The sequence below is a fragment of the Lacihabitans sp. CCS-44 genome, assembly GCF_024343735.1.
Lineage (GTDB): Bacteria > Bacteroidota > Bacteroidia > Cytophagales > Spirosomataceae > Leadbetterella.
The window spans coordinates 1-15,122 of the sequence record NZ_RJUE01000058.1 but is presented as its reverse complement, the minus strand read 5'-3'; the positions used below and the strand labels follow the sequence as shown (position 1 = coordinate 15,122).

12 protein-coding genes are annotated in these 15,122 nt (G+C 37.5%); 11 read left to right on the top strand and 1 reads right to left on the bottom strand.

The annotated features are described in order from the left end of the window. The first annotated feature begins 43 nt into the window (after positions 1-43). The 11 genes from EGI26_RS12555 (at position 44) to EGI26_RS12505 (ending at position 14,365) form a co-directional block, all read left to right on the top strand. A complete protein-coding gene (locus EGI26_RS12555; RefSeq protein ID WP_255078784.1) occupies positions 44-1,381 on the top strand; it encodes a TldD/PmbA family protein in 1,338 nt (445 codons plus the stop codon). 190 nt (positions 1,382-1,571) lie between these two features. Next, the gene (locus EGI26_RS12550; RefSeq protein ID WP_255078782.1) at positions 1,572-2,702 is read left to right on the top strand and encodes an ATP-binding protein; all 1,131 of its coding nucleotides are present in this window, start codon (positions 1,572-1,574) and stop codon (positions 2,700-2,702) included. A gap of 214 nt (positions 2,703-2,916) precedes the next feature. After that, the gene (locus EGI26_RS12545) at positions 2,917-4,293 is read left to right on the top strand and encodes a S41 family peptidase (RefSeq protein ID WP_255078780.1); all 1,377 of its coding nucleotides are present in this window, start codon (positions 2,917-2,919) and stop codon (positions 4,291-4,293) included. A 162-nt stretch (positions 4,294-4,455) separates the two neighbouring features. Next, positions 4,456-5,070 (top strand): DUF4159 domain-containing protein, encoded by a 615-nt coding sequence (locus EGI26_RS12540; RefSeq protein WP_255036313.1) that lies wholly within the window; start codon positions 4,456-4,458, stop codon positions 5,068-5,070. 6 nt (positions 5,071-5,076) lie between these two features. After that, on the top strand, positions 5,077-6,048 hold the full coding sequence (locus EGI26_RS12535) for a MoxR family ATPase (RefSeq protein WP_255078779.1): 972 nt from the start codon (positions 5,077-5,079) through the stop codon (positions 6,046-6,048). A gap of 24 nt (positions 6,049-6,072) precedes the next feature. Further along, positions 6,073-6,939, top strand: a complete 867-nt coding sequence (locus EGI26_RS12530; protein WP_255078778.1) for a DUF58 domain-containing protein — start codon at positions 6,073-6,075, stop codon at positions 6,937-6,939. Further along, complete coding sequence (locus tag EGI26_RS12525) at positions 6,930-8,081, top strand: BatA domain-containing protein (protein ID WP_255078777.1); 1,152 nt, start codon at positions 6,930-6,932, stop codon at positions 8,079-8,081. Before EGI26_RS12530 ends, EGI26_RS12525 begins: the two co-directional genes overlap by 10 nt. Beyond that, positions 8,078-10,237, top strand: coding sequence for a hypothetical protein (locus tag EGI26_RS12520; protein ID WP_255078776.1), 2,160 nt, complete (start codon positions 8,078-8,080; stop codon positions 10,235-10,237). The genes EGI26_RS12525 and EGI26_RS12520 overlap by 4 nt, the downstream gene beginning before the upstream one ends. Before the next feature lies 1 nt (position 10,238). Beyond that, on the top strand, positions 10,239-11,837 hold the full coding sequence (locus tag EGI26_RS12515; RefSeq protein WP_255078775.1) for a hypothetical protein: 1,599 nt from the start codon (positions 10,239-10,241) through the stop codon (positions 11,835-11,837). 81 nt (positions 11,838-11,918) lie between these two features. Next, positions 11,919-13,250 (top strand): GntP family permease, encoded by a 1,332-nt coding sequence (locus EGI26_RS12510; RefSeq protein ID WP_255078774.1) that lies wholly within the window; start codon positions 11,919-11,921, stop codon positions 13,248-13,250. 29 nt (positions 13,251-13,279) lie between these two features. Continuing rightward, on the top strand, positions 13,280-14,365 hold the full coding sequence (locus EGI26_RS12505; RefSeq protein WP_255078773.1) for a DUF2891 domain-containing protein: 1,086 nt from the start codon (positions 13,280-13,282) through the stop codon (positions 14,363-14,365). Between the two features lie 165 nt (positions 14,366-14,530). Here the strand turns inward: EGI26_RS12505 and EGI26_RS12500 are convergent. After that, a partial coding sequence (locus EGI26_RS12500; protein ID WP_255078772.1) for a transposase occupies positions 14,531-15,122 on the bottom strand: 592 nt, incomplete at its 5' end.

The window sequence follows — 15,122 nt, the reverse complement described above, 5'->3', positions numbered from 1 at the left end:
CAAATCGAAACATTTCCTTTTTACCAAAAAAAGAACAAAACAAATGAACATAATATTAACAGAAGAAGAAGCTAAGACCCTGCTCAAAAAGATATTGAGTTATTCGAAAGCCGACGAATGTATCGTAAACATCATTGGTGAGCAAAGAGGCAACATCCGTTATGCGAGAAACGAAGTCTCTACGGCAGGTGGCCTTACAAACAAAAATATTGCCGTAACCTCAGCTTTTGGAAACAAAGTGGGCTCTGCCACCATAGATGAGTTCGACGACGCTTCGCTAGAAAAGGTCGTAAGAAGAGCCGAAGAATTAGCAAAATTAGCACCCGAAAATCCAGAATACGAAGGCCTTGTAGACCCACAGACCTACATGAAAGCCAACGGATATTTTGAGTCAACAGCCAGCATTAATCCAGACAAAAGAGCCACCAAAGTAGCTCAAAGTTTGGAATTGTGCCGAAATGAGAAACTTGTAGGTGCCGGATTCTTGGAAGACCAACACGGCTACACGGCCATCATGAACTCGAAAGGCATGTTTGCTTATTATGCCTCAACCAACGTTAACTTTTCACTAACCGTAAGAACCGAAGACGGTAAAGGCTCGGGTTATGTAGCAAAAGGCTACAGTGATTTTAATAAATTGGATACCGCCGCAGCAACACGAGTAGCCATTCAAAAGGCTAAAGCTTCGGCTAGTGCACAAGCCATAGAACCAGGCAAATACACTGTTATTCTTGAACCTACAGCGGCTGCGGTATTATTGGAGAATATCTTCTTTGGTATGGATGCACGCAGTGCAGACGAAGGCCGTTCGTTTTTCAGTAAACCTGGTGGCAAAACAAAACTCGGCGAAAAAATAGTGGACGAAGCCGTTACTTTTTACTCCGACCCCACTCATCCTGAGCTTCCGGCCTCTCCATGGTCTGGCGATGGTCAAGCTCAACAAAAACTCAAATGGATTGACAAAGGTGTCGTTAAAAACTTGGCCTACTCTATTTATTGGGCCAAGCAAAAAGGTGTAAAACCAGTGCCCTTTCCTAACAACATGATTATGGAAGGAGGAAAAGCAAGCCTAGAAGAAATGATAAAAAGTACCAAAAGAGGTATATTGGTTACGAAACTTTGGTATATCAGACCAGTGGACCCACAAACACTCTTATTGACAGGTCTTACTCGGGACGGAACTTTTTACATTGAAGACGGAAAAATAAAACATCCAATCAAAAATTTGAGGTTTAACGAAAGCCCAATCATCATGCTCAATAACTTAGAAACACTGGGTGTTTCTGAAAGAGTGGTGAGTACGGAATCAAACCAAAACTACATGATTCCTCCGATGAAAATCAGAGAGTTTACTTTCTCTAGCTTGAGTGATGCGGTTTAAGAAACGATAAATGTAGCTTTCATTAAAGGCGAGACTCGTTGGAGTCTTGCCTTTTTTTGTTTCCAATAAACTAACCTAATGACCCAATTAATAGTAATTCAGTCATTATGTTGACCCAATTAACATTAATTTGGTCAATTTATAATTATTTATTGAAAAACGTTGCTACTTTTGTACAAAGAGTAGTGATATGGAAATTATACGAAAAATCGAAAGTCGCATCATCAGTTTCTTAGAACCAGGCAAAGTAAACATACTTTATGGAGCAAGAAGAGTTGGCAAAACCTACCTGCTTAAGAAAATAGCAAATGAGCAGAATGTGAGTTACTTATGGCTAAACGGTGAACTTCCAGAGGTTCAAGAAATTTTAGAAACAAAAAACCTTAACAACTACAGAAATCTTTTTGAGGGGTTTCAGCTCGTTATTATTGACGAAGCACAGGCGATACCACAAATCGGCCAAATTCTAAAAATAATTGTTGATGAATTACCGCATTTAAAAATCATTGCCAGCGGTTCTTCTGCTTTCGACCTCACCAACAAACTCGGTGAACCTTTGGTTGGAAGAGCATTTTGGCATGAAATGTATCCGGTTGCTCAGCTAGAAATCTCCATGCAAGAAAACATCTTGGAAACCATGAAAAACAAAGATGAAAGGCTGATTTTTGGCAGTTATCCTGAGGTAATTAACCTTGTGGGCTTTGAAAGAAAAGAAGAATATCTCAAAGACCTTGTCAACGCTTATTTACTGAAAGATATTCTTAGCCTAGAAGGTATTCGGAATGCCTCCAAAATATATGATTTGTTAAAACTCATTGCTTTTCAATTGGGTAAAGAGGTATCATTGAATGAACTGGGCACCCAACTGGGCATGAGCAAAAACACAATAGAAAAATATCTTGACCTATTAGAGAAAGTATTTGTTTTAAAAAAAATAACGGGATTCAGCAAAAATCTTAGAAAAGAAATAACCAAAACATCAAGGTGGTATTTTTGGGATAATGGAATCCGAAATGCAATTATAAATGATTTCAAAGCCATAAATTTGAGAAATGATACAGGGGAGCTTTGGGAAAACTACCTCATAGCAGAAAGGCTAAAAAAGAATGAATACGTAAGAGTTAACAAAGAAATGTATTTTTGGAGAACATATGATCAGCAAGAAATAGATTGTTTGGAAACCAAAGATGGAGAAATAGCTGCATTCGAGTTTAAGTTTGGAACTAAGGTTGGCAAAATCCCAGGTGCATTCGCCACTGCTTATCCCGATGCAAGTTTTCAAACCATAAACAAAGAAAACTATCTGAGCTTTATAGTTTAGAAGAGTTTTTTTTACATATCTTGACCCAATTAATAGTAATTCAGTCATTATATTGACCCAATTAATATTAATTTGGTCAATAAATAACGAAAAAGCATAATCCTAAAAGTCAAAATCTCCGAAAAAGTAGTTTTTCTTTGAAGTGCGAACCAATTATTCGTAAATTTCATCTCCAAAGAACCAGAGAGCTATAAACTAATAAAAAACTAAATAAATGCACCGCCATTTTATAATAACATCATTAGCTTTTTTGCTGATTGGATTTATGTCTTGCAGCAAAAAAACCATAGATATCAATCCCACCAACAACCCCAAAGATTCTACCTCTAATGTAACTCCTTCAAAGTTTTTAAAAGAAAACAATTGGATATATACCCAAATGAAGAAATACTATCTTTGGGAAGAAACCATGCCAACAGAGGCCAAAACTGACAAGTATTTAGAACCCGTAAAATATTACAAATCACTCATAAATGATAACCAAGACTGGTTTTCGTATATGAAAAGCAACAAAGACGATGTGCTGAATTTCTGGCTAGGCACTCCCTACGGCTACGGATTCAGGTTTAGACCTTACAAACCAGATCCTACAAAAGAAAATATTTATTTGGCAGTTTCATTGGTTTCTCAACAAAGCCCTGCCGAAAAAGCCGGTCTTTACCGAGGCGATATCATTCAAAAAATAGATGGAAACAACATCACAGAAGGCAATCTTTCGGGTTTACTAGAAAAACTAAACATAAATATCACTTGGCAAACCACTTCGAATGAACTAAAAACGGCGGCCATTGCAAAATCGAGCTACCGAGTAAAGCCCATTTATGATACACGAGTGATAGAAATAGAAAAGAAGAAAATTGGCTATTTCGCGTTTACTCAGTTTTTGCACGAAATAGACAATGACCTCCGAGCAGTATTCAATAATTTTAAAGCCCAAAAAATAGACGAACTAATTCTAGATTTAAGATTTAATCCTGGTGGGTTTACTCCGAACGCGGAAGTTGTGGGTTCTCTGATTGTTAAAAACCTAAATCCCAACGAGAAAATGTTTGGGGGACATGCCAACAAAGCACAAACTCTTGAAGCTCAAAGCAAACCCGACGGCAACAAAGACGGCAGAAATTGGACAAACGAGTCCGCAAATCTAAACACATTGAATCGCATTTATATCATCACCTCAAAATCAACTTCATCGTCGTCCGAATTGGTCATCAACTGTCTCAAAACCAAAATGGAGGTGATATTGATTGGAGAAAATACTTTGGGAAAAAATGTAATATCAACCATAATTACAGACGAAACGGGTAAATTTCCTTTTGTAATAATGCCCGCCTATTCAACCCTCGAAAATTCCAAAGGAGAATCATACTATGGCCGAAAAGAAGGATTTATCCCTGACTTCCTAATTCATGACGACATTCTGCCTTATTATCCAATCGGTAATCAGAACGAAACCTTGCTTAAAAAAACTTTGGAAATAATTCAGGGTAATTTATTAACAAATATTAAGGTTGATTCCGAACACTTCAAGGTGAACTTTCTAGACAAAAACCACCATTACGACAGCCACACCCCTTTCATATCTAACTAAAATAGCACTATTACTGAAATATTGAGTTTTGTTTTTTCCATAAAAAAAGCAACAAAAAACAGAATTTGTCGTCATTTAGACTCCGTTGGTCAAGTTTTTGGCGAAAAACTGAGCCTTTTTGCATAAATTGTGTAGTTTTTTAATTCATCTGAAAAAGCAAACTTGAAACCTTTCGTATTTACTCGTATTCAATATAACTCCGGCGACTGGGATACCGATCAGCGTATGCCCAGCAACCTGTTGAATTCGCTGGTTGAATATACCACCATACCGATTGACGAAAAGGAAAGAACCATTTTCTTAACCGACAAAAACCTTTTCAGAAGCCCTATTTGTTACCTGAGTGGTCATAAATTGGTGGAATTTTCAAGCCTTGAAAGGGATAACCTGCACAGATACATTCAAAACGGCGGTTTTCTGTTCGTAGATGATTGCAATCACGACATAGACGGACTTTTTGCCAAATCGTTCGAGCAAGAAATCGGTAGAGTTTTTGGACAAAAAGCATTGCAAAAAATACCCAATACGCATCAAATCTATAAGTCATTTTTTGAGTTCGAAGGTCCACCTACCACCAGTTTTGAACTCAATGGCTGGGGTGATGACCTCGTACATGACTACCTGAAAGCCGTTACCGTGAATGGGAGAATTGGAATTTTATATTCAAACAAAGACTACGGCTGCGAATGGGACTACGACTTTAGAAACAAACGCTGGCTGGCCGAAGACAACACCAAATTTGGTGTGAATATCATTAATTATGCATTAACACATTAGAATAAATTGGAAACCAAAGAACAATACAAATCGCTGGTAGAGAAACTGCCCCTTCTGAAAAAAGAAATAGCAAAAGTCATAGTTGGCCAAAATGAGGTGATTGAGGAAATTTTGATCGCATTTTTGGCGGGCGGACATTGTTTACTCGAAGGTGTGCCGGGACTCGCCAAAACATTGATGGTGAAGACCATATCTGAAGCTTTAGAAATGGAATTCAAAAGAATCCAATTCACGCCAGACCTTATGCCAGGAGATATTATTGGTACCGAGATATTAGAAGAAGACCATGATACAGGTAAAAAATTCTTCAAATTCAACAAAGGACCTTTGTTTGCCAACATAGTTTTAGCGGATGAAATAAACCGTACCCCACCCAAGACTCAAGCCGCCCTTTTGGAGGCGATGCAAGAATACAAAGTGACTTATGGAGGTGTAAATTACGATTTGGACAAGCCTTTTTTAATCATCGCCACCCAAAATCCTATAGAGCAATCTGGTACCTATCCATTGCCAGAAGCCCAGTTGGATAGGTTTTTACTGTTTATAAAACTCTATTATCCATCTGAAAACGAGGAACTTGAAGTATTAAAATCGACGACTGCTGAGCGTAAAAACAAAATAGAAAGCGTATTTACTGGTCAGGACATCATAGCTCTCCAAAAACTTACTCGCCAAGTACACATTGACGACAACCTAATTGTAGAAGTAAATAATTTGGTCAGAAATTCACGCCCACAGAACAGTAATTCCGAGTTTGTCAAAAAATGGTGCGAATGGGGGGCTGGTCCCCGTGCAGGTCAAGCCCTGATACTTTGTGCCAAAGCTCGGGCGGTTATAAAAGGCAGGTTCTCGGTAATTCCTGAGGATATTCACACGCTCGCATTTCCTGTTTTACGCCACAGAATATCGCTTAATTTTAGAGCAGAAGCAGAAGGAATCAGCACCGATGATGTGGTCAAAAATCTAATAAAATCTTAAAGAAATCGATTTTACCCAATATCTATGTCGCTTGCCCAAGACCTCATAAAAGTCAATAACCTACAGCTCGCCGCCAAATTGGTGAGTGACCTGGTCGTACTTGGGCTGCACAATAGCAAAAGGTCAGGCACTGGGGCTGAGTTTGAGCAATACCGACATTATAGACCAGGCGACGACCCCAAAAGTATAGATTGGAAACTGTTTGCACGTACAGAGAAACACCAAGTAAGAGAATCAGCAACTGAAAGTACGCTCACCATAAATTTTATCATAGACCTTTCAGGTTCTATGAACTACACCGAAAATAGTGTCTCAAGATTATATTTCGCCAAAATTCTGCTGGCATCTTTTGCCTATTTGGGATTTAAGCAGAACGATGAAATGAATCTTTTTGCATTAAAAAATGGCAAACTCGAACTGCTGGCGAGTCAAGGAAAACAGAGTTTTCAAAAAATATTATACGGCCTAGAGAACGCCAAGGCGGTAGGAAACTGGAGCTTTGAAAAAGTAAATTTCCCTGAGTTTCAGTCCAAAAATAAGGAATTACTCATTTTTGCTTCAGACTTTTTTCAAACCGACAACGAATTCTACGAACTGATAAATCGTTGGTCTAGGCCTGGAAAGCAGATTCTACTCTATCAAATATTGGGCGAAAAGGAAGTTAACTTTGATTGGGAGGGGGTTATAAAATTTCGGGATTTAGAAACTGGAAAAGATAAAGAACTTAGTCCCAATGAAACCAGAAACGCTTACTTGAAATCATTCAACGCATATCTTGACGAACTCGAAAGTGAGCTAAAAATTGAAAATGTAAATTTCTTTAGATGTCAACTCAATGATCCTGTAGCAGAAGTTCTCAAAAATTCACTAAAAATGCTAAAATGGAGCTAATAAACCCAAATATACTTTGGGGATTGGCAGCCATCGCCGCCCCGATTTTGATACATTTCTGGAATCAAAAACAGGCAAGAAATGTAGATTGGGCAGCAATGAAATGGTTGGTAGAAAGCCAAAAACTAAAGGCTAAGGGATTCAGATTTGAAGATCTTTTGTTACTCATTTTAAGGATTTTAGCATTTGTCATTTTGGTTTTGATAATAGCCAAACCTCTAATAGATTTTTGGCAAAAAAACGATACTACCCAATTGGAGAAAATCCATATTCTGGCAAAAAATAAAGCGACAGTAAATGAATTTAAATTCGAAATAAATGAAGCATTCAATAAAAAAGAATCCGTTTATTTCATTGATAATTTAGAACAAAAACTTAGTGAAATAGACACTGACTTTGAAGAAAAAGATATACAATTGACTGATTTACAAAGTATTTCAAAAGCAAAGGATTTAAATCTATCGAAAAGTAAAATTATCCTTTACGTACCAAATGATATAGACTTCAAAGAAAACCCCAATGTGTTTTCACCGAAATTCTCTGAAATCAATTTCTCCAACAAAACCCAAAAAGATGGAGCTAAAGTATTAGCTACTAATGAATATATTTATTTAAATGAGGAGCACAAACTTATAAGGAGCTCCACAAAACCTTCTAAAAAAATTCTTGAAAAAGCAGAGATTAAAGTAGCTATAGAAACAAGCAATCCTTTAGAAAACAAAAGCATTAATGCGGCTTTTGAAGCCATCAAAGAAGTTTATGGATTTCCTTTTATTTATGACAAAAACAATCCTGAGCTTGCCATCGGAAATGGAGCCACTAAATACAAAAATGCCGATTTAATAATCTTGACAAACGGATTACAAAGTAATGCCAAAAATGTGATTACACTCGATGAAAACCCAAACTCGGGAAATGTATTTCGGGCGGAATTACCCACCCAAATACTTGAAGTTCTTCTAGAACACTACCAAATGGTTTCACCGAATAATCATTTGAGCAAGCAGCAATTAAAAGACATTTTCAAAGAAAAAACCATTATAAACCACAAAGATAAAACACTCATTGACAAATACTTGTGCATGCTATTCCTAGGAGTAGTGCTGATAGAACGTTGGATTTCGCTTAAAAATAACAAATGAATAGACTCAATAACATAGTTTCAAAAGTATCCCTTAGAATGTTGCTGATAGACATCCTAAAGTGCATTTTTGTGGCTATTGCATTGTATTTTTTGACGTTCTATTTGGTGGGTAAATCTGGAATTTCATTATCTATTTCCATCATTGGATTCTTCATTTCGAGCGTATTCTTTAAGGCTTGGAAAAAGAAAAACGAGCTGGCCAAAAATTTCATACATAAGCACAATCCACAGCTTGAACACAGTTTGGCTCTGATTGAAAAACCGAAACTGAATATTGCTGAAGAAATGCAAATAGAGAGAATTTTGGAAACCAAAATCCAAGTCCCTTTGAAGCTGGATAAAGCTTTTTGGGTATTATTTCTCTTTGCTATTTTAAGCTCGGCCTTCTCATTTATCCCTAAAAAAATAAAAGACTCTACCCAATCAATAGAAAAAATACTTGACTCAGAAATAAAAACTTCTGGGCCAAAACAGGCACAATACAAAGGCTCGACATTACAGATAAATCCTCCCCAATATACAGGTTTGCCGAAAAAGGTATCCGAAAATTTAAACGCCGAAGTCATTACGGGTTCAAGGTTAGTTTGGACAGTAAAGTTTGAGAATGCCGAAAACATTACCGTAACTATAGAAAATGCAAAAGGAAAAAGTATAGTTTTCAAACGAAATGGAGGCATCTTTACACATTCTGACCAAATTTTACACAGTGGCTTTTATTCCATTAAGGCATACAAAAAAGACTCATTAATCTACCAATCAGCATTTTACAGAATCGAGGCTCTTCCTGATAATCCACCTAAAATAGAACCTACGTCAAAAGAACTCTACAAATTTCATCAGCTAAAAGACCCGAAAAATATACAAATTCAGGCAAAAATATCGGACGATTTTAAGGTCAGCCAAGCCTTTATCGTAGCCACTGTGGCTCGTGGTTCTGGCGAAAACGTAAAATTCAGAGAAGTAAAATGGCCAGTGGGAAGCACCAATTTTCATGAAGCCAATATCTCAAAAAATATAGACTTGAAAGCTCTAAACTTCAGTCCAGGAGACGAACTTTACTATTACTGGGCGGCATTTGACAACAAAACACCCGAGCCAAACTTCACAAAATCAGACACTTACTTTGTGGTCTTTAAAGATACCGCCTCCAAGGACGAGTCAGATTTAGCCACAATGGCCATGAATATTTTGCCGGAGTATTTTAGAAGCCAAAGGCAAATAATCATCGATACCGAGAAACTAATCAAAAAACGCAACAAGATTAAACCAGCAGTATTTAATTCTGAATCTAACGAAATCGGCTATGACCAAAAAGTACTCAGATTAAGATACGGCCAATATTTGGGAGAGGAATTTGAAAATAGCATCGGAGCTGCCCCGCATGAAGAGGAAGATGGAGATTTTATGAAGGGTTTTGTGCATGCCCATGACTCCGAAGAACAGGAAGACAACCACGAGCACGAACAACATGGACAGGAGCATACACACGCTATTGAAAATCCGAACTCCAATCAGGATCCATTAGCTGCCCTAATGGCCGAATATGTGCATTCGCATGACGACGCCGAGACGAACACTTTCTATGAACAATCAACAAGAAGTTTACTCAAAATGGCCTTAGAACAAATGTGGCAGTCGGAACTTCACTTGAGACTTTACGAACCAGAGAAAGCATTACCATTTGAAAATAAGGCACTTGCCTATTTAAAAGAGGCACAACAAAAAGCCCGGGTATATGTAAAGAAAACTGGATTTGACCCACCTCCCATCAAAGAAAAAGAAAAACGACTTACGGGCGAGTTGACAAAATTCAATGCAAAACAAACCATTAGTAAAGAATTTTTTGAGGCAGAAACTCGTCTCCTGGCCGCCTCTATTATTGATATTCTTGAAAAAGAAAAAATTGACAACACCGATAAGCAAAAAATGCTTCGTCTCGGCCAAGCTTTGTCTGAACTTCCCAATATCAAAAGTCTTATTATAAGAGACATACAAGCCATCATAAACACCAAGATGGTGACAAAGCAGCAAAAAGAGAATTTAAAAACGAGCCTATTGGCCGTTTTAAATTTCGAAAACCAAAAAAACAAAGATGGAAAGACCACTACGAATAACAAAGCACTGGAGATGGCTTTTAGAAAACATTTGAAATAAATTGACCGAAAAAACGCAAAATATTGTCCTCATTGCATTGCTAATAATACTGTTAGCCCTACAATTATATTGGATATTTCGTCATAAAAACCAAAAAAGGAAATACACCAAACTCATTATCAATGTTTTGCTTTGGTTGTCATTCGTATTGTTGATATTTCCACCTAAAACTAAAAACAATAGAAATCTAGATAAATTAGGCATAAGCGATAGCCAAATTTCAGACCAATTTCTAGAAAAAATCAAAGATAGCCTAGCATTAGAAACGGTAATTTCTCCAACTAAATACGAAAAAGAATTTCAAGAGAAGAATCTACAAATCAATTTGTTAGGCCAGAAATTCACTGCAGAGTTTTTAACGCAATTGTCAGGCAAAAACGTCCAGTTTTATCCTGAATTCAAGAAAAACGAAATCCAAAACCTCAGCTGGCGGGCTGTACTTTTCCAAAATGAAACCCAGGAAATTAACGGACTGATAGATTTAGAAGAACCGAGCACACTTAAGTTAAAATTTGGAACACAAACACTTGACAGTGTGAAACTTGAAAAAGGTGTTCAAACTTTCTCGCTCTCATTTCCATCGTTTTCGGTTGGCAAAACAAACGTCAATCTGGATTTGAATGGTGAGATGATTCGTGAAATAAAATACTATTCTCGGCCAACACCAAAGCTTAAAATCCTAGTTTTAGCCGAGAACCCGGATTTTGAAACCAAAATGCTTTCGGAATGGCTCGGAAAAAATGGACACACGGTAGATGTCGAAACAGCAGTGAGCAAAAATACCCAGAGTAAAACCAATATAAATCAAACCAAAACAAACGCCTATAACTTAGTTTTTGCCACTCCAGCAAGACTAGGCAATCCAACCTGCTCCAAAACTTTAAAAGCCGGAGGCGGCGTTTTTCTATACAACTTGAACGAAAAAGATATATCAGTGGTCAATAAATCCTTCGGAGAGGGTTTTGCATTACAAAGAATTAGTACTGAAAGTGAATCAAAACTGCCTAACGACTTGATAGCTTTACCATTTGTTTTTAAAGAGAGTAAAAGTCAACAGAAACTCAGCAAATGGCCGATTGCTATTTCTCAAAAACGAGTGGGTGTAAGTTTGATTTCGGAAACTTACCCTTTACTCTTATCTGGCGATAGTATTACTTATCGCAATATTTGGGGAAGTGTACTACAATTTTTACAGCCAGTTCGGAAAAACAACATTGAGATAAAAGCTCCCATCCTTCAAAATCAATTTACGACCTTAAGATTCAATAATTTCGAAAAAGCTCAGGACATTTTCAAAACAAAAAGCGATACCATTTATACCAAAACATCTCCAATAAACGAATATACAAGTATCGGCAAATATGTATTTAGAAAAGCCAACTGGCAAACCATCAATGACAGTTTAGAAGTATTTGTAAATGAAGTTTCTACTGCTGACCAATACTTTGTGCAAACAAAAAACATCCTGAATTCCTACAACACGATTCAAAATGGCGAACAATCTGAACGCAATGACGAGTCTGAAATCCTACCTGATTGGTTGCGTTTACTCATCTGTTTGGCCATGTTTATTGTGGTTTGGATAGAAGCAAAATGGTAAAAGAAATTATAAAACCACATTAATTCTTGGCTTTGCCACCAAATATTGTCATCTTAGTATTTCAAAAATACCCAACCTTAAATGATTCTTCTCATAGTCCTGATTGCAATAGCATTCATTGTACTTTCTTCCACCGTTTTCAAAATTCACCCTTTGGCTGGATTACTTATTGCAGCACTTTTTGTGGGTATTTCGGCTGGGCTGCCCATCGACAAGCTAGCAGAAACCATCGGCAAGGGATTTGGCGATTTAATGACCAAAATAGGTCTAATGGTGATTTTGGGCTGTGTAATTGGTGCTATTTTGGATAAATCTGGTGCGGCCGTAAAAGTAGCCGATTTGATTATTGACTCTTTTGGAAAAAAATATCCGACCTTCGCAATGTCGGTCATTGGAGCCTTGGTGGGTATTCCAGTTTTTTGCGATTCAGGTTTTATCATTCTGTCCAAACTCAACAAAATAGTCGCTCAAAAATCTAAAGTTCCGCTCGGCACCATTGCCATTGGGCTTTCTGGAGGACTTTTTGCCACGCATACACTGGTCCCTCCTACTCCCGGACCCTTATCGGCGGCGGGAAGTTTAAACATTTCAGATTCTATAGGCTTGGTGATTATCGTTGGACTCGTGGTATCTATTCCTAGTTTATTTCTATCTACTTGGTTTGCCAACAAATTCGCCAAAGAACTGGTTTTAATTACTGATGATGAAGAGATTACCGAAACACCAGAATACAAAAAACTACCACCCGCCTGGCTGGCCTTCATGCCCATTTTATTGCCCATTATTCTTATTTCACTAGCCTCGTTCGCAAAAATTTTGGAGTTTCCTGAGCAAATTACCACATGGCTGAGTTTTATAGGTAGTCCGCTGATATCATTTTTACTCGCCATATTTCTTTCCTATTTTCTTTTTCCCGAAAAACCAGCAGAAAGGCTTTTGGAATGTTTCAAAAGTGGCATAAACCATTGCGGAACTACTTTAGTTTTGGTGGGTGCTGGTGGAGCCTTTGGGGCAGTTTTAAAGGAAACGTCTCTCAAACAAATGATGACAGATTGGCTCATGAATAATCAAAGTTCAGGCTTAGTATTCTTGCTTTTTGCGTTTTTAATAGCTGCCTTTTTCAAAACAGCACAAGGCTCAACCACTTCAGCCATGGTATTGACCTCAAGCCTTTTAGCACCTATTTTGATTTCTGTCGGTTTCGTAAAACCCTTCGAACTTACTTTATTATTAATGGCCATCGGAAGCGGTGCCATGGTAGTTTCACATGCCAACGACGCTTGGTTTTGGGTAGTTTCCCAGTTTACGGGAATCAGCCAAAAAGACGCATTCAAAACACATACTTTACTGACTGGCTTGCAAGGAGTTGCGAGTTTTGTTATGGTATGTATTTTGTATTTAATCTTTAACTAATACTACATTAATATCAACCAATATTTAGCATGAAAATTCTAAAAACAACAGTCAAAATCCTCCTGCTTCTTGTTTCGGCAATGACCAATTCCTATTCCCAAACCAACCCACTCTTTACGCAAGAAACGGCTGAAAAACTGGCTTCGTTGCCACTTCACTGCATAACTCAAGAGTTTCCGAATAAAACGGGGCACAGTTCAGACGGAGCAGCCGACCACAAAATGCTGCCTTCTGATTTACATCCCAGTTTTTATGGTTGCCTTGACTGGCACTCCAGTGTACATGGCCATTGGATGTTGATAAAACTCCTTAAAACCTTTCCAGAAATAAAAGATAAAGCCAAGATTATCAAAACCTTAGAAAACAGTTTTAAACCTGAAAAAATAAAGACTGAAGCTGAGTATTTCACAAAATACAAAACCACCAAAACCTTTGAAAGAACCTACGGCTGGGCATGGTTACTCAAACTCGACCAAGAATTATTGACTTGGAACGACCCAATGGCTAAAAAATGGCACCAAAACCTACAGCCGCTCACCAAAGAAATTGTTAGAATTTGGACGGAGTTTTTACCCAAACAAACCTACCCCAACCGTACAGGCGTACACCCAAATACCGCTTTTGGGCTTTGCTTTGCTCTGGATTGGGCAATCGCCACCAAAAACGAAACTTTCGAAATGGCTGTAATATCTAAAGCAAATGAGTTTTATTACGAACAAAAAAATGCTCCCGCGTATCTTGAGCCAGACGGATCGGATTTTCTTTCGCCAAACTTAGAAATCGCCGATTTGATGAGAAGAATAATGCCTCCACGGGAATTTGAAGGTTGGTTTAAATCTTTTTTGGAACCAAAATCTATTGAAAATATCCTCAAAATGCCAGTGGTATCAGATAGAACTGATTTCCAAATTGTGCATCTAGATGGCTTGAGCCTGAGTAGAGCGTGGTGCATGAAGGGTATCGCAAAATCTTTGGCCAGAACCAATCCACTTAAAGCTAGGTTTGAGAAAAAATCCCAAGAATTTCTAGAAAAGACTTTACCAAACGTCACCTCTGGCAATTATGGCGGAGACCATTGGCTGGCTTCCTTTGCGGTTTATGCCATTTTTGATTGAAACTGCTTTTATAATAATCAAAATGAAATACAATTTGGCTTGTTCATTTTAATTGCATCCAAAGCTTTCAAGAATAGAATAAGTATCTCAAATTATACAGAAAAGTTAATACATAAAAAAAGCACCTCGATAGGTAGTCATGGTCGGAAGAAATTCCGGCCATTTTTATGTTTTAAAGTGTATATTAGGATTTCCACCAGATAAGATTACGATTTCTCTTATCAGCAAGTTTCTGACCTCCATTTTAAACCTTCTTTTTGCGGTTTTATAACTAAGGTTGTTGGCATACTTATATACAAGTATCAGCATTGCTGCTATTAAAGTCATGTAAAGCATTACTTTTATTCCATTTTCATTTAGTGAAACTAGATGACTTACATTAAGCTCTTGTTTTATAAAGCGAAAAAACACTTCTATGTCCCAACGTTTTTTATAAATATCGGTAATTTCCTTTGCCGTCAAGTCGAAGTTATTGGTGATAAATGCCATTTTATACTCTCGATTGTTTTTACTTTCGGTCATAATTAACCGTAAAGGAGTCTGTACAATTTCCTCTCTATAATGAAGATTTCCTTTTTTATTTTGTATAGGTTTTCCTGTATAAAGGTAGACCTTACTATCTTTTAATAAGGTTAATGACCCTAAGTCACAATCGGTATTCGAGTTTATTAATGACGAAAGCTCTTCGTATTTGCGATTTTCTTTGGCTCTGGCTACGAACTCAATTTTCTTAGAAGAAAACTCGCTCATAGTTTGT

Excerpts from the sequence above, each read along its gene's own strand:
- EGI26_RS12555 (WP_255078784.1), top strand. The coding sequence starts at position 44 with ATGAACATAATATTAACAGAAGAAGAAGCTAAGACCCTGCTCAAAAAG.
- EGI26_RS12550 (WP_255078782.1), top strand. The coding sequence starts at position 1,572 with ATGGAAATTATACGAAAAATCGAAAGTCGCATCATCAGTTTCTTAGAA.
- EGI26_RS12545 (WP_255078780.1), top strand. The coding sequence starts at position 2,917 with ATGCACCGCCATTTTATAATAACATCATTAGCTTTTTTGCTGATTGGA.
- EGI26_RS12530 (WP_255078778.1), top strand. The coding sequence starts at position 6,073 with ATGTCGCTTGCCCAAGACCTCATAAAAGTCAATAACCTACAGCTCGCC.
- EGI26_RS12525 (WP_255078777.1), top strand. The coding sequence starts at position 6,930 with ATGGAGCTAATAAACCCAAATATACTTTGGGGATTGGCAGCCATCGCC.
- EGI26_RS12520 (WP_255078776.1), top strand. The coding sequence starts at position 8,078 with ATGAATAGACTCAATAACATAGTTTCAAAAGTATCCCTTAGAATGTTG.
- EGI26_RS12510 (WP_255078774.1), top strand. The coding sequence starts at position 11,919 with ATGATTCTTCTCATAGTCCTGATTGCAATAGCATTCATTGTACTTTCT.
- EGI26_RS12505 (WP_255078773.1), top strand. The coding sequence starts at position 13,280 with ATGAAAATTCTAAAAACAACAGTCAAAATCCTCCTGCTTCTTGTTTCG.